The sequence below is a fragment of the Micromonospora sp. NPDC000663 genome (assembly GCF_042898105.1).
Lineage (GTDB): Bacteria > Actinomycetota > Actinomycetes > Mycobacteriales > Micromonosporaceae > Micromonospora.
The window spans coordinates 513404-531693 of sequence record NZ_JBIAYR010000004.1; the positions used below are offsets into that span (position 1 = coordinate 513404).

Here is an 18290-nt window from a genome sequence, read left to right on the forward strand (position 1 = left end):
CAGGGGTTGGTGGCGCCGCGGACGCCCGGACGTTGTCGGTGGGCGGGTTTACGGTGGCACCGTGTCCCAAAGTCGGCACACGGAGAGGGGGCACGACAGTTGGTGACGTCACCCGAGCTGGACCGCAGCGCGATTCTGCGCGAGTCCGCCGCCGCAGTGCGACATCTCGCCCGAATCTGCTTCAAGACCGGCCCGCCCACCCACACCGGCGTCGAACTGGAATGGACCGTGCACGACGCCGCCGATCCCGCCCGCCCTGTCACTCCCACGTGGCTCAGGGCGGCGCTCGGACGGCACAGCCCCGTCACCCTGGACGTCACAAGCTCGGCCGAGCCGCTGCGACACGGCGGCACGGTGACGCTGGAGCCGGGTGGCCAACTGGAGATCTCCACCCCGCCGCGCTCCTCGACCGCCGCGCTGATCGAGGCCACCGAGGCCGACATCGCCCAGGTCACCGACCTGCTGGCCGCCGCCGGTCTGATCCTCGGCCGCAGCGGCATCGACCCGCACCGACGGCCCCGCCCGGTGGTGGAAACTCCCCGTTACCGCGCCATGCGCGGCGCCTTCGACAGGCGTGGTCCGGCCGGCCGGACCATGATGTACAGCACCGCAGGCCTTCAGATCTGCCTCGACGCCGGCGAACCGGACCAGGTCTCCGCACGGTGGGCAGCCGCGCACGCGGTCGGCCCACCGCTGCTCGCGGCATTCGCGTCCGCGACCCGGCACGCCGGGCGTCGCACCGGCTGGGCCTCAGCCCGGATGGCGGCGTGGCTGGCCATCGACCCGTCCCGCACCCGGCCGGTCTGGACGGCGGCGAACGCCCACGAGGACCCGAGGAACACCTGGGCGCGGTACGTGCTCGCGGCGCCGCTGCTCTGCCTGCGCCGGCACGGCCCGGACTGGGCCGCCCCGCCCGGCGTGACGTTCGCCGACTGGCTCGACGGGGCGCTGCCCCACCCACCCACCACCGACGATCTCGACTACCACGTCAGCACGCTGTTCCCGCCGGTGCGTCCCCGCGGCTACCTCGAACTGCGGTACCTGGACGCCCAGCCGGGGCGGGACTGGCGGCTTCCGTTGGCGGTGCTGAGCGCCCTGTTCGCCGACCCGGGCACGGTGCGTGACGCGTACACGATCGCCGCCGCGGTGGCGCACCGCTGGTCCGCGGCCGCCCGGCACGGGCTCGCCGACGCGGCGCTGGCCGCCGCCGCCTCGGCGTTGCTCGACCTGGCCCTGACCAGGCTGCCGCTTCTGGATCTGCCTACCGACATCCACGACGACATCGCACGAGGCGTTCGGCGGCGGCTGACCGCCGCGGAGAGGGGAGACCGGTGACCGCGAGCACGACGACGGGACACACCGACGGGGAGCGGCTGCGCGACCGGATCGCGGCGGAGCTGGCCCGGGCCCGATCCCGTACCGCGCTGCTGACCGAGGTTGTCGACGACGCCGACCTGATGCGCCAGCACTCGCCGCTGATGTCGCCGCTGGTCTGGGACCTGGCGCACGTCGGCAACCAGGAGGAGCTGTGGTTGGTGCGCGACGTCGGGGGCCGCGAGCCGGTCCGGTGCGACATCGACGAGCTGTACGACGCGTTCAAACAGCCCCGCCGCGACCGGCCGACGCTGCCCCTGCTGCCGCCCGCGGAGGCCCGCGCCTACCTGGGCACCGTTCGGGACAAGGTGCACGACCTGCTCGACACGGTGCGGTTCACCGAGCGTCCGTTGGTGGCCGACGGGTTCGCCTTCGGCATGATCGTCCAGCACGAGCAGCAGCACGACGAGACGATGCTCGCCACCCACCAGTTGCGCGCCGGGCCTGCGGTGCTGCACGCCCCGGCGCCACCGGAGCCGTCCGCGTCCGTCGGCGGGGAGGTGCTGGTCCCGGCCGGCGAGTTCACCATGGGCACCGACACCGATCCGTGGGCCCTGGACAACGAGCGTCCCGCGCACCGCGTCGACCTGCCCGCGTACGTCATCGACGCGGCCCCGGTCACCAACGGCCAGTACGAGGCGTTCATCGCCGACGGCGGCTACACCGACAGGCGCTGGTGGAGCCCGGCCGGCTGGGCGCACCGGGTCCGGGAGCGGCTCGAGGCCCCGATGCACTGGCGGCGCGCCGGCGACGGCTGGTCGTACCGGCGGTTCGGCCGGTGGGACCGGGTCCGCGCGGACGAGCCGGTGGTGCACGTGTGCTTCCACGAGGCACAGGCGTACGCGGCGTGGGCCGGAAAGCGACTGCCGACCGAGGCGGAGTGGGAGAAGGCTGCCCGGTGGGATCCGGCGACGGGGCGCTCGCGCCGCTACCCGTGGGGCGACGACGAGGCGACCGCGGCGCACGCCAACCTGGACCAACGCCACCTGCGGCCGGCTCCGGTGGGCGCGTACCCGGCGGGCGCCTCGCCGCTGGGCGTGCACCAGCTCATCGGCGACGTCTGGGAGTGGACGTCGACTGCCTTTCGGGGGCATCCCGGGTTCACCGCCTTCCCGTACCGGGAGTATTCGGAGGTCTTCTTCGGCGACGACTACCGGGTGCTGCGTGGCGGCTCGTTCGGCACGGACCGGTCGGCCTGCCGGGGCACGTTCCGGAACTGGGACTATCCGATCCGCCGGCAGATCTTCAGCGGTTTCCGGTGTGCGCGGGACGCCGACCCGGACGAGTCGCGCCTGTGACGCGACGCGCGGCGCACGGGTGGCGTTGATGTGCCGCCACCTGGCCTATCTGGGGCCCCCTGTCACCCTGGCCGAGCTGTTGTTCGAGCCCGCGTACTCGCTGGTGCGCCAGTCCTGGGCGCCGCGTGACATGCGCGGCGGCGGCACGATCAACGCCGACGGTTTCGGTGTGGGCTGGTATCCGGGTGACGGCGAGCCGGTGCGCTACCGGCGGGCCCAGCCGATCTGGAGTGATCCGACGATCGCGGAGCTCGCGGCGGTGACCCGCTCCGGCGCGGTTCTCGCCGCGGTGCGGTCGGCCACCGTCGGGATGGCGGTGCTCGACGGGGCCGCCGCGCCGTTCGCTGAGGGCAGGTGGCTGTTCAGCCACAACGGTGTGATCCGTGGCTGGCCGGACGCGGTGGTGCCGCTCGCCGCCACGCTGCCCGTCCGCGACCTGCTGACCCTGGACGCGGCCACCGACTCGGCCCTGCTGTGGGCGCTGGTGCGGCATCGGCTGCGGGCCGGCGACGACCCGGCGCGGGCGGTCACCGAGACGGTGGCCGACGTCGCCGCGGCGGCGCCCGGGTCCCGGTTGAACCTGCTGCTCACCGACGGGCGGTCGGTGGTGGCCAGCGTGGCCGGGCACGCGTTGTCGGTGCGCGCGGCGCGCGGCTCGGTGCTGCTCGCCTCGGAGCCACACGACGACGACCCGGGGTGGCGGCCGGTGCCCGAGGGGCAGCTGGTAACCGCCACGGCGGACGGGGTGCGGGTACGCCCATTGCCGGTCCGGTGAGCGGCACCGGTCGGGCACGCGCGTGTTGACTGAGCAGAGAGGCAGGGCCGATGACCGCGGAACCGTTGGAGATCTACCTTGAGCAGCAGGATGTGGAGCGTGGCCTGCGTCAGGACGTCCGGACCGGGTTGACCGCGGAGCCGAAGTGGCTGCCGCCGAAGTGGTTCTACGACTCCCGGGGCAGTGAGCTGTTCGAGGAGATCACCCGTCTTCCCGAGTACTACCCGACCCGGGCCGAGCGGGCGGTGCTGGCACGGCACGCCTCCGACATCGCGGCGGTGACCGGCGCGAAGACGCTTGTCGAGTTGGGTTCGGGCTCGTCGGAGAAGACCCGGCTGTTGTTGGACGCGTTCACCCGCCGGGGCGGGCTGGGCTCGTTCGTTCCGCTCGACGTGTCGGTGAGCGCGCTGCTGGGGTCCACCGCGCGGATCGCTGCGGACTACCCGGGCCTGCGGGTGCGGGGCATCGTCGGGGACTTCACCCGGCAGCTCGACAGGCTGCCGACCGGCGGCCGTCGCCTGGTGGCGTTCCTCGGTGGCACGATCGGCAACCTGTTGCCGGCCGAGCGGGCCGAGTTCCTGGCCGCCATGCGCGCCGCTCTGGAGATCGGTGACTGGCTGCTGCTCGGCACCGACCTGGTGAAGGACCCGTCGGTGGTCGTGCCCGCGTACGACGACGCGGCAGGGGTGACCGCCGAGTTCAACCGCAACGTGCTGCGTGTGATCAACCGGGAGCTGGGGGCCGACTTCGACCCGGAGGCGTTCGCGCACGTCGCTCTCTGGGATTCCGAGCACGAGTGGATCGAGATGCGGTTGCGCGCCACGCGGCCGATGACCGTGCGGGTGCTGGACCTGACTGTCGAGTTCGCGGCGGGGGAGGATTTGCGGACCGAGGTGTCGGCGAAGTTCCGTCCGGCGGGGATCGCCGCGGAGTTGGGCGCGGCGGGGTTCACCGCGGCGGAGTTCTGGACCGACCCGGACGGGTTGTTCGGCGTGACGCTGGCGCGGGCGCGGTGAGCCGGCCCACCGACCCGGCCGCCCACCCACCCGGCCGCCCGGCCTCGGGGAGTGGTCCGTTAGGCTTGTCGCGCGAAGGGGAGTAGCCCCCAATGTCGTGGTCGACATACTGGTGCGTTCCGCATCCGGCCACGCGGCCCCGGTTCTCAGGGGCGGGCGAGACCTTCGACTCAGGCTGTAGCAGCCGGGTCGAGGGCGCCCCTGTACCTCCTCCCGGTGTGAAAACGGGAAGGATGTCATGGAGGGATTCTTCGCCGCGCTGGTGGTCAGCTTCGGCGTCATCTTCGTCGCCGAACTGGGGGACAAGTCCCAGTTGATGGCGCTGACCTTCGCCACGCGGTTCAAGCCCATCCCGGTGTTGATCGGCATCACCGTCGCGACGGCGGTGGTGCACCTGGCGTCGGTCGCCATCGGTGTGGGTCTCGGGGCCGTGCTTCCCACCGACTGGATCTCTCTGGTGGCCGGTGTGGCGTTCCTCGGCTTCGGCGCGTGGACCCTGCGGGGGGACAAGCTCACGGAGGAGGAGAAGAGCAAGGCGGAGAAGACCAACAAGACGGCGCTGGTGGCCGTGTCGGTGGCGTTCTTCCTTGCCGAGTTGGGCGACAAGACGATGCTCGCCACGATCACCCTTGCGACCAAGTACGGCTGGTTCGGCACCTGGCTGGGCTCCACGATCGGCATGGTGGCGGCGGACGCCCTCGCGATCATGGTCGGCCGGATGCTCGGCCGTCGCCTTCCGGAGAAGACCATCAGGTACGGCGCCGCGATCCTCTTCGCCATCTCGGGCCTCTGGCTGATCCTGGAGGCGGTGAACGAGCTGACGTGAGCGCCGACTAGGCGACCCGAGGGCGGGTAACGGCCCGGGGTGGAGCCGGCGGAGTTGCTGCGCCACGGCGACGAGGTGCTGGTCGCCGTGGTGGAGGTCGCCGGAGCTGTGGTGATCTTCGTGGGTGCCGTCTGGGCGGCGGTGCGGTTCGTGGTCGAAGGGCTGCGGCACCGTACCGCCGCCGTCTTCACGCCGATCCGGCTCACCCTGGGTCGCTTCCTGACCCTGGGTCTGGAGTTCCAGTTGGCGGCCGACGTGCTCCGGACAGCGGTGTCTCCGTCGTTCACCCAGATCGGCCAGTTGGCCGCCATCGCCACGATCCGGACGGCGCTCAACTACTTCCTGGGTCGGGAGATCCGTCAGGAGCAGCGGCAGGTGGCCGAGGGCGAGCGCCGGTCGTGACCGGCGCGCCGGCCCTGGCGGTCACCGCGCTGGCCCTCGTCACGGGTGTGGTGGTGGTGTTGAGCACCGGGGCTCCCCGGACCGCCGTCCGGGTGCTGCTGGACCTGCTGGTCGCGGCAGGTCTGCTCCGGCTCGTCGGCCAGCCGGACTGGAGCGGACTGGCCGGCGCGGCGGCGATCGTCGCGCTTCGCCAGCTGCTCTGGGCGGCGCTGGGCACCGCGCCGGTGTGGCCGCGTCGACAATCCCGGCCGCCCTGCGGCGGGGACGATCACCACCTACCGTTGGCGGTGAGAGGCGGAACCGGCGAGAGCGGGAGGACAACCACATGAGCAGGCACGACGAACCGAACGAGTACGGCTTCGCCGGCGGTGCCACCGCTCCCGAGCCGCAGCCCGGCGGGAAGCCCGACGAGCGGGACGTGGCCGAGGAGGTGGCGGTGCCCGGTGACGACCTCACCGGGCCGGCGGCCGAGGCGCTGTTCGAGGAGACCGAGGAGCGCCGCCCCGCGGACCGGGGGCGCTGACCGGCACGGACGGTACGTCGGGGAGCGCGGGTCGGTGCCGGCCCGCGCTTCAGGTCATCGGCCGCCCGGGCGCTGGTAGACGTCGGGCACGCCGTCGCCGTCGGCGTCCACCCGTTCCCGTTCGGCGACGCGCCGGTACGCGGCGTTGCGCCGCAGCAGCACGACGGCGGCCATCCCGGCGGAGATCACCGAGCCGGCCAGCACCGCGGTCTTCACCCGTCCGTCGGCGACCGTGCCGGCGCCGAAGGCCAGGTCGCCGATGAGCAGCGACACGGTGAACCCGACGCCGGCGAGCAGCGCGATGCCGAGCAGGTCGGCCCATCTGATGTCCTCGTCGAGTTCGGCGCGGGTGAATCGGGCCAGCAGCCAGGTCGACCCGAAGATCCCCACGCTCTTGCCCACGACCAGACCGGCGACGACGGCGATGACCACCGGGTCGGTCAGCAGAGCCCCCACGTCGGTGCCGCGCAGCGTGACGCCGGCGGCGAACAGGGCGAAGACCGGCACGGCGAAGCCTGCGGACACCGGCCGCCACAGGTGTTCCAGGTGCGCGGCGAGACCACCGGCGTCGTCGGTCGGACGCGCGGCGCTCGACGGCTCGCCCGCCGGGCGGCGGGCCAGGACCGGCACGGTGAAGCCGAGCAGGACTCCGGCCACCGTGGCGTGCACACCTGAGGCGTGCACCAGCGCCCAGGTGGCCACCGCGAGGGGGATCAGGGCCCACCACCAGGTACGCCCCCGACGAACCAGCAGCGCGAAGATCGCGATCGGCGCCAGCGCGGCGAGAAGCGGTACGGGATGGAAGTCGGCTGTGTAGAAGACCGCGATGATGGTGATCGCGAACAGGTCGTCGACCACGGCGAGGGTGAGCAGGAAGGCGCGCAGGCCCTGGGGCAGGTGGGAGCTCACCACCGCGAGCACGGCCAGCGCGAAGGCGATGTCCGTGGCGGTCGGGATCGCCCAGCCGCGTAGCCCCTCTCCGCCGCCGGCCACCACGACCGCCACGTAGATGAGCGCGGGCAGCAGCATTCCGCCGAGGGCGGCCACCACCGGCAGGGCCGCCCGTCGCGGGTCGCGCAGTTCCCCGACGACGAATTCGCGTTTGAGTTCGAGCCCCACCACGAAGAAGAAGATGGCCAGCAGGCCGTCCGCGGCCCAGGTGGCCAGGGAAAGGTCGAGGTGCCAGCGCGCGCCAGCGGGCCAGGGCACCCAGTCGCCGAACCGCAGGTACGCGTCGGACCAGGGCGAGTTCGCCCAGATCAGCGCGATCACGGCGCCGAGCAGGAGCAGGGCGCCGCCGACCGTCTCGGTGCGCAGGACGTCGGCCAGGTGCCGCGCCTCGGGCCAGGACGACCGGGAGAACAGCCGGAACCGGTCGGCGGGCGGGGTGGGATCGGCCATGTGCGGGGTTCACCTCGGGTGTCGGGACGGCAGGATCCGTTCGCCGACCAGACTTCCCGGCACACCGCTGTCGACCCTATCCGGGGGCGCGCGCCGCGGCGACCGCGGGTGCCGAACGGAAACCGCCTGATCGGTTGGCGACTTTTCCCCGATGTCGCCGCTGCCGAATGGCCTTCTGTCGGGTTGGTCATGTCGGCGCACATCTCGTCGCCGAAAATACATAACTCCGGACATAAGCCGTATGAGCGGCTTTAATGGTTTCACGAGTTTAAGACGACCTTGGGGGTTTTCGTGAAGTTCTTTGGCGTAACCGGATCGGCACGGAGGCGCGCCTGATGGACCTGCTCCGCCAATTGCGGCACGTACGTCGGCACTGGTGGCTCGTGCTGGTCACGGTCATGGTCGCTCTGGGTCTCTCGGCGTTCCTGACCGTACGGGCCCAACCCCGGTACGTCGCCTCGGTGACGTTCTTCGTCACCACCCCCAACCAGGGCGTCACCGACGCCTACCAGGGCGGGCTCTTCCTGCAGCAGCGCGTCAAGTCGTACGCCGACCTGCTCACCAGCGACCGGCTGGCGCAGAGCGTGGTGGCCGAGACCCCGGTCGGGCTCACCGCAGACGAGGTGCAGCGCCGGGTGAGCACCACCACCGAGGCCGGCACCGTCCTGCTGCGGGCGTCGATCACCGACACCGACCAGACCCGCGCCCTGCGGGTGACCGAGACCCTCGCCGCGAAGTTCGTCGACCTCGTCCAGAAGGTGGAGACGCCACCCGAGGGCAAGGCCCCGATCAAGATCGAGGTGGTGAGCGGTCCACGGGTCAGCGCCAGCCCCGTCTCACCCCAGCCGGTACGCAACCTCACCCTCGGTGCGCTGATCGGCCTGGTGCTCGGCGTCGGCCTGGCGATCCTGCGCGGCGTGGCCGACATCCGGCTGCGCGACGCCGCCGGCCTGCAACGGGCCACCGGCAGTCCGCTCCTCGGTGAGATCCCGTTCGAGAGCAGCGCCCGGACCTCGCCGCTGATCGTCGGCGACGCGGCGACCTCGGCGCGCGCCGAGGCGGTCCGCAAGCTGCGGACCAACCTGCGCTTCGTGGACGTGCACGAGCCGGCCCGGGTCATCGCCGTCACCAGCGCCCTGCAGGGCGAGGGCAAGACCACGCTCTCCTGCAACCTGGCCATCGCTCTGGCGGAGGCCGGCTGGCGGGTCCTGCTCGTCGACGCCGACCTGCGCCGACCCAAGGTCGACGAATACCTGGGTCTGGACGCCGGCGTCGGCCTGACCGACGTGCTTGTCGGCGACGTACAGGTCGGCGACGTGGTGCAGCGCTGGGGCGACAAGTCCCTGCTGGTGCTGCCCAGCGGCTCGGCCCCGCCGAACCCGAGCGAGCTGCTCGGCTCCAAGGCGATGGCCGATCTGCTGCTGGCGCTGCGCGAGTCGGCGGACATCGTCATCATCGACACCGCCCCGCTGCTCGCGGTGACCGACGGTGTGGTCGTGGCCGTGCAGGCCGACGGCGCGCTCCTGGTGAGCCAGCAGGGCCGCACCTCGCGGACCCAGGTGGCCGCCGCGGCCCGTTCGCTGCACTCGGTCTCGGTGCGGCTGCTGGGCTGTGTGCTGAACATGGCCAAGGTGGCCAAGGCCGAGGCGTACCAGTACGAGGCCTACCGGGTGGTCGCGTCGACCGCCACGCCGTCGGTGCCGACCGACCGGGCCACCGCGGCCAAGCACAGCGAGAGCAACGGGGTCAACGGCGTCAGCGACCGCACCCAGGAGCTCACCCGGCTGCCCCGATGAGCGCGGCGAGGGGTCGCAGCGACCGTTCGATCTCCTCGGCGCAGCGTCGGAAGTCGGCGGCGGTGCCGCCGATCGGGTCCCGGAGGTCATCCGCGTCGGGGGCGGCGGGTTGCAGCCGCCCCCGGGCGCGGGTGGCGGCGGCGATCGCGGCTCCCAGCGGGTCGTCGGCCGGCTCGGTGGCCGGTTCGGCCGCCGCGGCCAACCGGCCGAACTGGAGCATCGTGAACGTCCGGTGCAGCGCCGCCGGCGCCAGCGAGGTGCAGACCGAGCGCTGGCGCCGGGTCGCGGTCAGCACAAGCGTCGCGTCGGCCAGGTATTCGGCCCGCAGCGTCCGGCTCCGGAAGTCCGCCGGGTCCGCGCCGCTCTCGGCCGCGACCTCCATGGCGTACGGATGCATGGTCATGCCGTCCATCGCGTCGGTGCCGGCGCTGGCCACGGTGACCGGCTGGTCGGCGAGCAGGCGACGGGCCAGGTACTCGGCCATCGGCGATCGGCACAGGTTGGCGTGGCAGACGAACAGCACGCGGTCGGCCATCGGTGTCCCTTCCGTCGGTGCGGACCCGGCTGGGCGCACCGCGAGCGCGGTGCGTCGACGCCGGTGGCCGCGCGGGGAGGGGTTGTCGGCATCGTACGCGGGCCGGGTGCCGGCCGGGTGCGGTGCCGCGCCGACCGGGGTCGATCCGCTGTGGACGGCGGTGTCCCGGTGAAGATCGGCATCCTGTCGTACCACTTCCCACCCGAACCGGCGTTCATCCCGGGGAGCCTCGCCGAGGCGCTGGCCGCGCGGGGGCACGAGGTACGGGTGCTCACCGGCTTCCCGGACTATCCCGGCGGGCACGTCTACCCGGGCTGGCGGCAGCGCTGGCACCACGAGACGCACAGTGAACGGCTGACCGTCCGGCGCGTGCCGAGGTACACCGGTGCGGGCGCCTCCACCGGCGCCCGGATGGCCAGTTACCTGTCCTTCGCGGGCAGCGCCACGATGGCCGCGCGCCGCGTCCTGGGCGATGTCGACGCGCTGTATGTCTTCCAGCTGCCCGCCACCACGTTCGCCGCGGCAGGGGTGTTGCGGCTGCTTGGGCGGGTGCCGACGGTGCTGCACGTCCAGGACGTCTGGGCGCGCGACGGCGCCGCCGAGGCGGCCGAGGGGCGGTGGGCGACGCGGATGTCCGCCGCGATGACGAGGATCTACCGGTCCGCCGCGCGGGTGGCGGTGGCCGCGCCGTCCATGCGGGACCTGGTGGTCGCCGCCGGCGCCGACCCGGCACGGGTCCAGGTGGTGCTGAACTGGACCGACGAGCGGATCTTCCATCCGGCGACGCCGGACGCCGCGGCCCGCCAGCTGGTCCGCCGCGACGGTAGGTGCGTGGTGATGCACGCCGGCACGATCGGCGTCCGGCAGGGGCTGGAGACGGCGGTACGGGCGGCGGCGGCGCTGGACCGGACGATGGATCTGGTCCTGGTCGGCTCGGGTGGCGAGGAGCGGCGGGTGCGGGGGCTCGCCGCCGAGTTGGGCGCGGAGAACGTCCGCTTCGTGGAGCGGCGCTCGCCTGTCGACATGCCGCAGTTGTACGCCGCCGCCGACTATCAGCTGGTGATGTTGCGGGATCTGCCGGAGCTGCGGGGCATGGTGCCCGGCAAGCTGCAGGCCGCGCTCTCCTGTGCCGCGCCGGTGGTGGCCTCGGCCGGCGGCGATACCGCCGAGCTGGTCGAACGGGCCCGGGCGGGGCTGTCCTGCCCGCCAGAGGACTGGGCCGCGCTGGCCGACCGGTTCTGGTTGGCCGCGACGATCCCCGGTCCGGCGCGGGTCGAGATGGGTCGCCGAGGGCGTGCGGCGTACCTGCGGGAGATGTCGTTGCCGGCCGGGGTCGACCGGATCGAGCGGCTGCTGTACGAGGCGGCCGGTCGTGTCGAGGAGCTCGCGGCCCCGCGAATGAACCTCGCGTAAGCGACGAGAAATGCCATAACGGTACGAGAGTGCGCGATGCGTGCTAAGAACGTCAGGGGAAATCGGACTTTGTGTCCGGTTCCGGATGGGGAGTGTGGTGTGACGGAGAGCGAACGGCCTCGCCGGCGGCGTAGCCGGTCCCGGCGTCGCCGGCGGGCGCGACTGCGACGGGCGCTGCTCGGCGCCCTGGTGGTCGCGTCGCTGCTGCTGACGGTGGGAGGCTGGGTCGGCTTTCGTGGGTGGCAGGCGCGCTCGCACCTGCTCAACGCCGCCGGTCTGGCGCGGGAGTTGAGCGCCCAGGTGGTCGGCGGGGACACCGACCGCGCCCTGCGGACACTCGCCGCACTCCAGGAGCAGGCGGGCGCGGCCCGAGCCGCGACCAACGACCCGGGCTGGGCGCTCGGCCGGCACACGCCGATCGCTGGCGACGACCTCGACGCCGTGCGGCAGATCGCGGTCGCCATCGACGAGTTGGCCCGGCACGCGTTCCCGACCCTGCTCCGGACGGACCTGACCAGCCTCGTCCCGACCGACGGCCGGCTGGACCTGGCCCGGCTGACCTCGGTCTCCACCGAACTGTCAGGGGTGAACGAGGCGGTGCAGCGCACCCGGCGCGACCTGGCCGAGGTGCCCGCCGACCGGCTCGTCAGCCAGATCCGCCAGGCGCTTACCGACCTGCGGGGTGAGATCGACCGCCTGGCCGGCCTGACCACCGCCGCCGACCAGGGTGCCCGGCTGCTGCCGCCGCTTCTCGGCATGCACGGCTCGCGGAAGTACCTGCTTGTCTCGCAGAACCTCGCCGAGTTGCGGGCGACCGGCGGCATGTTCGGCGCGTACGCGATGATCGAGGCCAAGAACGGCGCGGTCAAGATGGGTCAGCAGGGCAGCAGCGCGTCCCTGGGCCGGTTCACGCCGGCGTTGAAGCTGCCGGCGGAGACCCGCGCGATCTGGACCGACCTGCCCGGCATCTATCCCGCAGACGTCAACCTGAGCCCGCACTTCCCGACCGCCGCCGCGCTGTACCGGGAGATGTTCCGGCGCAAGACCGGGACGACTGTGGACGGTGTGCTCGCCGTCGACCCGGTGGTGCTGTCCTATCTGCTCAAGGCGACAGGGCCGGTGCTGGTGCCCGGAGGCGTGCCACTGGCCAGCGAGAAGGTCGTGCAGACCCTGCTCAATGACAGTTACCAGCGGCTGGACATCCGGGAGCAGGACAGGTTCTTCGCCTCCTCGGCCGCTGCGGTGTTTGACGCCTTTTTCAAGAAGAATGTCAACCCACGGGTGTTGTTGTCCGCATTTGACCGTGCTATCACGGAACGCCGGATATTGTTCTGGAGTGCCCGACCTGAGGAACAGCGGACGTTCGGCGGCAGCCGGATGGCCGGGACGCTTCCGGAACAGGACACCGTGCCGACCGTCGGCGTGTTCCTCAACGACGGCAGCGGCGCGAAGCTCGGCTACTACCTGCGGCCGACGGCGAACCTGACGGTGGGCGAATGCCGCCCCGACGGTCGCCGCGAGCTCCGGCTGCGGGTGACCCTGCGCTCGACGGCGCCGAAGTCCGGACTCAGCGAGTCCGTCCTCGGCCTCGGCCTGGCCGGTGATCCGTACACCGCACGCACCCTGGTGTCGATCTTCAGCCCGGCCGGTGGAGCGGTGCTCGAGGCCCGGCTCGACGGGGTCGAAACGGCACTCGGCAGCGGCACGGAACGCCGCCGCCAGGTGGCGACGGCGAACGTCGACGTGGGCCCCGGGGCCGAACGGGCGCTGGAGGTCACCGTGCTGACGGCCAAGACCGGCGTCGGACAGGCCGAGCTGTGGCTGACCCCCACCGCCAGCCCTTGGACCACCCAAGTTCATTCCGCACCAAGCTGTGACCAGTAGGAGGGAACCAATCATGCGGCTATCCCGCATCATCATGGCGCTCACGGTCGGCCTGGCCGTGGTGGCCGTGCCGACGGCAGCGGGGGCGGCACAGCCGCAGCCGACGCCCAGCGCGACCACCGACCCGCCCCAGCCGCCGCCGTACCCGCCGACCGCCGCGTCACTGACCGTCAACCGGCCGACGATCTACCTCGGCGAGACGGTCGTGCTGACCGGCAGGGGCTTCGGTCCGAACGAGACGGTCGACATCACGGTGACGGTGACGCCGCTCGCCGCTCCCGCGGCCGGTCAGGCGCCGGCGCGTCGCAGCGACGGCACCACGGTCGCCATGGCGCCGGTGGCGTACCAGGCGAGCGCGCCGCTGAGCTTCACGGCGTTCACCGACTCCCAGGGCCGCTTCACCAGGAGCTACCGGCCGTCGGTGACGGGTCTGCTGACCTTCACCGCCACCGGTCGGGAGTCCGGCCGGACCGCCAGCACCGAGCTGCGCGTGCTGCACAAGAAGCAGCCGCTGCCCGTCACCGGTGACAGCATCGGTACGCCCATGAAGCTCGGCGGCGGCCTCGTCGGCGCCGGCGCGATCATGCTGCTGCTGACCCTGGCCTGGCGGCGTCGCCAGCGCTTCGGTGGGGCTGCGCACTGATCGGCACCACCGCCGGGCAGTGCCCGGATCTCACCTGAGGCTGGTGCCCGCCGGATTCGTCCGGCGGGCACCAGCCCGTCCTGTGTGCGGATTGTCCGAGCGCATCCGATCGCCACCAACCTGAGTGGTATGTCCGGGTCTGGGCCGTGGCCGCGCGCACCCGTGCGGCGGAATGGTGGCGGGCCGGGGGCCGTTACACACCCCGACGACCGCAGGACCACGGGCCCGCCGGCCAGCGGGTCAGGCCCCGGGAATGACCCCCGGCCGCCAGTCGTTACACCCGGTCCGGCACCGCGAGCCCCCGCTCGTGGCGGTCGGGACCGAAGACTTTCCCCGTGTACGCGCAGCGCCGGACGAGGTGCTCACACCCGGCTCCACCCATCGGTGGCAGCGGGTGGACCTACCCCCGAAGGAGCTACCCCCATGAACACGATCATGCGCAAGAGTGTGCTGTCGGTTGCTGGTATGGCGTTCGTCGGTGGCGTGTTCGCCGGCCCGGTCGCCCACGCCGTCGACAACCCCGTCGGCGATGCCAGGCCGGTGGCGGTCGTGCAGGCCGACAAGCCGGACATCGGCACGCTGATCCCGCACGGCACCCAGGGCGTCCAGTCGCACATCGACCTGAACGACGAGCAGACCGCGAACGTCAAGGCGATCATCGCCGCGACGAAGAAGGCAGGCCTGCCCGAGCGGGCCGCGGTCATCTCCATCGCGACGAGCCTGCAGGAGTCGAAGCTGGAGAACCTGGGCCACCTCGGCGACCGCAACGACCACGACTCGCTGGGCCTGTTCCAGCAGCGCCCGTCCAGTGGTTGGGGTACGCCGGAGCAGATCACCGACCCCGAGTACTCGACGATGGCGTTCCTCAAGGGTCTGAAGCAGGTCGACGGCTGGCAGGACATGCCGCTGACCGTCGCCGCGCAGACGGTGCAGGTCTCGGCCTACCCGGACGCGTACGCGCAGTGGGAGCAGCAGGCCGCTGACCTGGTCGCCCAGTACTGGAACAGCTGAGCCGCAGATGGCCGGCCCCCCGACCCGGGGCGCCGGCCATCTGCGTACCCCAGGGTTGTCAGCCCTTGCGCAGGATGTCGACGAGGGCGGCGACCAGCGCGAGCGCGATGATCCCGGTGGCCAGCACGAGTGACGTCTCGAAGGCGGTGGTCCAGTTGCCGCGGCTGTCGGCGAGGGTGGAGAAGAACATCGAGCCGACCGCAGCGATGCCCGCCGCGGCGCCGATCCGCTGACCGGTCTGGAGCATGCCCGCTCCGCTGCCCGCCTGGTGCACGGGCACCTGGGCGAGGGTGAGTGTCTGGTTGGGGGCGATCACCAGCCCGCTGCCGATCCCGGCGACGAGCAGGGGAGCGGCGGTGACCCAGGGCGCCGGGGCGTCCGGCGCGAGGCGGAGCGCGACGACCGTCGCGGCCAGGCCGATGACCACGGCGAGCAGTCCGATCCCGACAAGCGGTCGACCGAACCGGTTGACGATACGTCCGCCCAGCGCGGACGCGGCGGCCGACCCGAGGGCGAACGGTGTGATGGCCAGGCCGGCGACGAGCGCGCTGTAGCCGAGGCCGTTCTGCAGGTACAGGGTGAAGACGAAGAAGATCGCGGTGAAGCCACCGAAGTAGATGAGCGCGATGAGTGCGCCAAGCGAGTACGACTGGAAGGTGAACAGCTTCAGGTCGAACAGGGGCTCGTGGTGGCGAGCGTACGACCGCTCCCAGAGCCCGAACGCGACGAGCACCGCGAGGCCGGCCGGGATGAGCGCCCACTTCCACGGGGTCTGCCACTGCTGTTCCTGCACAAGCGGCAGCAGGAGCAGGACCACGCCCACGCCGAGCAGCAGTACGCCCACGGGGTCGAGCCGCCGCCGGTCCGGCTTGCCCTCGGGGCGGCTGGGCAGCAGTCGCCAGCCGAGGATGACCGCGAGGATGCCGACGGGCACGTTGACGAAGAAGACCCACCGCCAGCCGTGCGCCTCGCCGCCGACGGCGATGAGCAGTCCGCCGAGCAGGGGCCCGACGGCTGTGGAGATACCGATCGTGGCGCCGAGCAGCCCGAACGGGCGGGCGCGTTCCGACCCCCGGAACAGCTGCTGGATCAGCCCGGTCACCTGCGGGTTGACCACGCCTGCCGCGGCGCCCTGGAGCAGCCGGGCCGCGACCAGCCAGGTCGGTGAGGTGGCCAGGCCGGCGAGCGCGCTGGTAAGGGTGAACAGGGAGATGCCGAACACGAACGCGTTGCGCCGTCCGCGGGCGTCGCCGAAGCGACCGGCGGGCACGAGGACCAGGCCGAAGGTGAGCGCGTACCCGGACAGGACCCACTGGAGGTCACTCGGTGAGGCGTGCAACGCGCGGTCGATGGACGGCACCGCGACGTTGACGATGCTCACGTCGAGCAGCGTCATGAACGCGGCGACCAACCCGACGCCGAGGGCCTGCCAGCGTTTGCGGTTCTCGGCGGGGTCGAGCGGCTGCGGCGCCTGCGCTGTGCTCATCGAGCCGCCCGCCGACCGGTGATCGTCCATTTCTGCTCGCTACCCCGGTCGTCGGGGGCCGAATCGCCGCGGGCGGTCCCTCGGGTCACGCCATCTGGCGGGCGCAGAACCGGGGTCCGAAGTCGAGGCCGGCCATCGGGGAGTCCTCGCGGTGCAGCAGGCCCTTCTCGGTGAGCTGGTGCAGTGGGGCGTGCACCTGCTCCTCGGTCAGTCCGGCCTCCTCGCTGATGAGGTCGGGGTACGGCACGTGCCCGCGCTGTTCGAGGGTGGTGACCGCCTGGTACACCCGTTGCTCGACCTCCGACAGCTGCACCTGCTGCATGATCTCCTCCTTTGTCCGTCCGCTCCGCGCGGACGTTTGCGCAGCGTGGGGTACCCCCTGGGGCAGCGAAGATGCCCACCCGATCGGGCGGTCGAGGCGGCGTGCCGCAGCCGGTCCGCGCGGCGTGCGGTGCCCTAGGCTGCAACCGTGATCATCTGGGATCTCATCGTCGTCGGCGCCGGCCCCGCCGGGCTCTCCGCGGCCCACGCAGCCGCCCGCGCGGGCGTGCGCACCCTGGTCGTCGAGCGGGCCGCGCACCCGAGGTACAAGACGTGCGGTGGTGGCCTGATCGGCACGTCGCTGACCGCCGTCCGGGACCGGATCGAGGTGCCGGCGCGCGACCGGGTGGATCGGGTGACGTTCACCAGGGACGGTCGCCGGGAGTTCACCCGCCGGCACGGCACCCCGGTGGTGACCATGGTGCGTCGGGACGAGTTCGACGACCGGTTGCGCGCGGCGGCGGTTGCCGCCGGCGCGCAGGTCCGCGAGCAGGTCGCGGTCCGTGCGATCGAGCAGGACCCCGATCAGGTACGCCTGCGACTGGCCGACGGTACGACGCTCACGGCGCGGACGGTGATCGGCGCGGACGGGTCGTCCGGGGTGACAGCCCGGCACGTGGGTGTGCGGTACCGGCAGGTGGATCTCGGTCTGGAGTTGGAGGTGCCGGTGCCGCCGGCGGAGCAGGAGCGGTGGCGGGGGCGTCTGCTGCTGGACTGGGGGGCGATGCCCGGCTCCTATGCGTGGGTCTTCCCCAAGGGGGAGCGCCTGACGGTCGGGGTGATCGCGGCCCGGGGCGCGGGGGAGGGGACGCGGGAGTATCTGCGGCGCTTCGTCGACCGGTTGGGGTTGACCGGGCTGCCGGCGGAGCATGACTCCGGTCATCTGACGCGCTGCCGCGAGGAGGAATCCCCGCTGCGTGCCGGTCGGGTGCTGGTGGCCGGTGACGCGGCGGGGCTGTTGGAGCCGTGGAGCCGCGAGGGCATCAGCTTCGCGCTGCGCTCCGGGGAGTTGGCAGGCGTGGCTGTCGCCGCCGGCGAGCTGGACGGGTACGAGCGGGCGGTGGCCGAGCGTCTGGTGCCGGAGATGCGGGCGGGGTTCCGGCTGCTCGACGTGTTCACCCGCCGTCCGGAGGTGTTCCACGCGCTGCTGGCGACGCCTCCGGGCTGGCGGATGTTCGTGCAGTTCTGTCAGGGGCGGGCGAGCTTCGCCGAGATGCTCCAGCGCCGGCCTATCCGGGCGGCGCTCGCGGTGCTGGAGCGGCTGCCCGGCTGATCGTCGCCCTCCATTCACCCAGGATCCTAGGACGGCTTACAGGCTGTGCACCCTGCCGCACAGCGGAAGCTTCCGCCGACGCACCAGCGGCCGGAGAATGGCGGGGGAGCAGGGAGGTGACGATGGCCGAGCAGCCGTTCACCGATGACGAGTACGCGTTTCTGCGCTACGTACGGTTCGGGGAGCTGCCGCCCGCCGTCCGCCCGGACGACCGGGTCGCGTTGACCGAGACGGACCCGGGGCGGGACGGGCCGGACAGGACCGAGGACCCGATCCGCTGGAACGTGCAGGGCTGAGAAAGCGCGACGGGCCG

The 18290-nt window shown here is 72.4% G+C and carries 19 protein-coding genes; 15 read left to right on the forward strand and 4 right to left on the reverse strand.

Annotated elements, in window-relative coordinates; genetic code table 11:
* Positions 1-99 precede the first annotated feature (99 nt).
* From egtA to ACFY1S_RS17835, 8 genes are all read left to right on the forward strand, one after another.
* Positions 100-1335 (forward strand): ergothioneine biosynthesis glutamate--cysteine ligase EgtA, encoded by a 1236-nt coding sequence (gene egtA, locus ACFY1S_RS17800; RefSeq protein ID WP_387118919.1) that lies wholly within the window; start codon positions 100-102, stop codon positions 1333-1335.
* Entirely contained in the window at positions 1332-2672 is a 1341-nt protein-coding gene (gene egtB, locus ACFY1S_RS17805) for an ergothioneine biosynthesis protein EgtB (RefSeq protein WP_387118922.1), read from the forward strand. Before egtA ends, egtB begins: the two co-directional genes overlap by 4 nt.
* A 28-nt stretch (positions 2673-2700) precedes the next feature.
* The gene (gene egtC / locus ACFY1S_RS17810; RefSeq protein WP_387118925.1) at positions 2701-3447 is read left to right on the forward strand and encodes an ergothioneine biosynthesis protein EgtC; all 747 of its coding nucleotides are present in this window, start codon (positions 2701-2703) and stop codon (positions 3445-3447) included.
* 50 nt (positions 3448-3497) lie between these two features.
* On the forward strand, positions 3498-4463 hold the full coding sequence (gene egtD / locus ACFY1S_RS17815) for an L-histidine N(alpha)-methyltransferase (RefSeq protein ID WP_387118928.1): 966 nt from the start codon (positions 3498-3500) through the stop codon (positions 4461-4463).
* 238 nt (positions 4464-4701) lie between these two features.
* A complete protein-coding gene (locus tag ACFY1S_RS17820) occupies positions 4702-5289 on the forward strand; it encodes a TMEM165/GDT1 family protein (protein ID WP_364364823.1) in 588 nt (195 codons plus the stop codon).
* A gap of 39 nt (positions 5290-5328) precedes the next feature.
* Positions 5329-5691 (forward strand): DUF1622 domain-containing protein, encoded by a 363-nt coding sequence (locus ACFY1S_RS17825; protein WP_357990394.1) that lies wholly within the window; start codon positions 5329-5331, stop codon positions 5689-5691.
* Complete coding sequence (locus tag ACFY1S_RS17830; protein WP_387118932.1) at positions 5688-6020, forward strand: hypothetical protein; 333 nt, start codon at positions 5688-5690, stop codon at positions 6018-6020. The genes ACFY1S_RS17825 and ACFY1S_RS17830 overlap by 4 nt, the downstream gene beginning before the upstream one ends.
* Positions 6017-6214 (forward strand): hypothetical protein, encoded by a 198-nt coding sequence (locus ACFY1S_RS17835; RefSeq protein ID WP_387118935.1) that lies wholly within the window; start codon positions 6017-6019, stop codon positions 6212-6214. Before ACFY1S_RS17830 ends, ACFY1S_RS17835 begins: the two co-directional genes overlap by 4 nt.
* Positions 6215-6268: 54 nt before the next feature.
* On the opposite strand, the gene nhaA is transcribed toward ACFY1S_RS17835, so the two are convergent.
* Positions 6269-7615 (reverse strand): Na+/H+ antiporter NhaA, encoded by a 1347-nt coding sequence (gene nhaA, locus ACFY1S_RS17840; RefSeq protein WP_387118938.1) that lies wholly within the window; start codon positions 7613-7615, stop codon positions 6269-6271.
* A gap of 335 nt (positions 7616-7950) precedes the next feature.
* Here nhaA and ACFY1S_RS17845 point away from each other — a divergent pair, with 335 nt between their 5' ends.
* A complete protein-coding gene (locus ACFY1S_RS17845) occupies positions 7951-9411 on the forward strand; it encodes a polysaccharide biosynthesis tyrosine autokinase (RefSeq protein ID WP_387118941.1) in 1461 nt (486 codons plus the stop codon).
* Here the strand turns inward: ACFY1S_RS17845 and ACFY1S_RS17850 are convergent.
* Positions 9392-9946: a low molecular weight phosphatase family protein gene (locus tag ACFY1S_RS17850; protein ID WP_387118944.1), complete on the reverse strand. Its 555-nt coding sequence runs from the start codon at positions 9944-9946 to the stop codon at positions 9392-9394. The genes ACFY1S_RS17845 and ACFY1S_RS17850 overlap by 20 nt on opposite strands.
* Before the next feature lie 168 nt (positions 9947-10114).
* On the opposite strand from ACFY1S_RS17850, the gene ACFY1S_RS17855 reads away from it, so the two are divergent.
* The 4 genes from ACFY1S_RS17855 (at position 10115) to ACFY1S_RS17870 (ending at position 14897) form a co-directional block, all read left to right on the forward strand.
* Entirely contained in the window at positions 10115-11359 is a 1245-nt protein-coding gene (locus ACFY1S_RS17855) for a glycosyltransferase family 4 protein (protein WP_364364840.1), read from the forward strand.
* A gap of 99 nt (positions 11360-11458) precedes the next feature.
* Positions 11459-13243, forward strand: coding sequence for a DUF4012 domain-containing protein (locus ACFY1S_RS17860; protein WP_387118949.1), 1785 nt, complete (start codon positions 11459-11461; stop codon positions 13241-13243).
* Between the two features lie 13 nt (positions 13244-13256).
* Positions 13257-13886 (forward strand): hypothetical protein, encoded by a 630-nt coding sequence (locus ACFY1S_RS17865; protein WP_387118952.1) that lies wholly within the window; start codon positions 13257-13259, stop codon positions 13884-13886.
* A 423-nt stretch (positions 13887-14309) separates the two neighbouring features.
* Entirely contained in the window at positions 14310-14897 is a 588-nt protein-coding gene (locus tag ACFY1S_RS17870) for a hypothetical protein (protein WP_387118954.1), read from the forward strand.
* 58 nt (positions 14898-14955) lie between these two features.
* Here the strand turns inward: ACFY1S_RS17870 and ACFY1S_RS17875 are convergent, their stop codons facing one another.
* Complete coding sequence (locus ACFY1S_RS17875; protein ID WP_387118957.1) at positions 14956-16383, reverse strand: MFS transporter; 1428 nt, start codon at positions 16381-16383, stop codon at positions 14956-14958.
* A gap of 85 nt (positions 16384-16468) precedes the next feature.
* Positions 16469-16705 (reverse strand): hypothetical protein, encoded by a 237-nt coding sequence (locus ACFY1S_RS17880; protein ID WP_354826964.1) that lies wholly within the window; start codon positions 16703-16705, stop codon positions 16469-16471.
* Between the two features lie 147 nt (positions 16706-16852).
* On the opposite strand from ACFY1S_RS17880, the gene ACFY1S_RS17885 reads away from it, so the two are divergent.
* Both ACFY1S_RS17885 and ACFY1S_RS17890 read left to right on the forward strand, forming a co-directional pair.
* Positions 16853-17977, forward strand: coding sequence for a geranylgeranyl reductase family protein (locus ACFY1S_RS17885; RefSeq protein WP_387118961.1), 1125 nt, complete (start codon positions 16853-16855; stop codon positions 17975-17977).
* A gap of 122 nt (positions 17978-18099) precedes the next feature.
* Complete coding sequence (locus ACFY1S_RS17890; RefSeq protein WP_387118964.1) at positions 18100-18273, forward strand: hypothetical protein; 174 nt, start codon at positions 18100-18102, stop codon at positions 18271-18273.
* Positions 18274-18290 lie beyond the last annotated feature (17 nt).

What these genes read in the sequence shown, in the direction of transcription:
- egtC (WP_387118925.1), top strand. Translation starts at nt 2,701, where the DNA reads ATGTGCCGCCACCTGGCCTATCTGGGGCCCCCTGTCACCCTGGCCGAG.
- egtD (WP_387118928.1), top strand. Translation starts at nt 3,498, where the DNA reads ATGACCGCGGAACCGTTGGAGATCTACCTTGAGCAGCAGGATGTGGAG.
- ACFY1S_RS17820 (WP_364364823.1), top strand. Translation starts at nt 4,702, where the DNA reads ATGGAGGGATTCTTCGCCGCGCTGGTGGTCAGCTTCGGCGTCATCTTC.
- ACFY1S_RS17835 (WP_387118935.1), top strand. Translation starts at nt 6,017, where the DNA reads ATGAGCAGGCACGACGAACCGAACGAGTACGGCTTCGCCGGCGGTGCC.
- nhaA (WP_387118938.1), bottom strand. Translation starts at nt 7,615, where the DNA reads ATGGCCGATCCCACCCCGCCCGCCGACCGGTTCCGGCTGTTCTCCCGG.
- ACFY1S_RS17845 (WP_387118941.1), top strand. Translation starts at nt 7,951, where the DNA reads ATGGACCTGCTCCGCCAATTGCGGCACGTACGTCGGCACTGGTGGCTC.
- ACFY1S_RS17850 (WP_387118944.1), bottom strand. Translation starts at nt 9,946, where the DNA reads ATGGCCGACCGCGTGCTGTTCGTCTGCCACGCCAACCTGTGCCGATCG.
- ACFY1S_RS17865 (WP_387118952.1), top strand. Translation starts at nt 13,257, where the DNA reads ATGCGGCTATCCCGCATCATCATGGCGCTCACGGTCGGCCTGGCCGTG.
- ACFY1S_RS17870 (WP_387118954.1), top strand. Translation starts at nt 14,310, where the DNA reads ATGAACACGATCATGCGCAAGAGTGTGCTGTCGGTTGCTGGTATGGCG.
- ACFY1S_RS17875 (WP_387118957.1), bottom strand. Translation starts at nt 16,383, where the DNA reads ATGAGCACAGCGCAGGCGCCGCAGCCGCTCGACCCCGCCGAGAACCGC.
- ACFY1S_RS17880 (WP_354826964.1), bottom strand. Translation starts at nt 16,705, where the DNA reads ATGCAGCAGGTGCAGCTGTCGGAGGTCGAGCAACGGGTGTACCAGGCG.
- ACFY1S_RS17890 (WP_387118964.1), top strand. Translation starts at nt 18,100, where the DNA reads ATGGCCGAGCAGCCGTTCACCGATGACGAGTACGCGTTTCTGCGCTAC.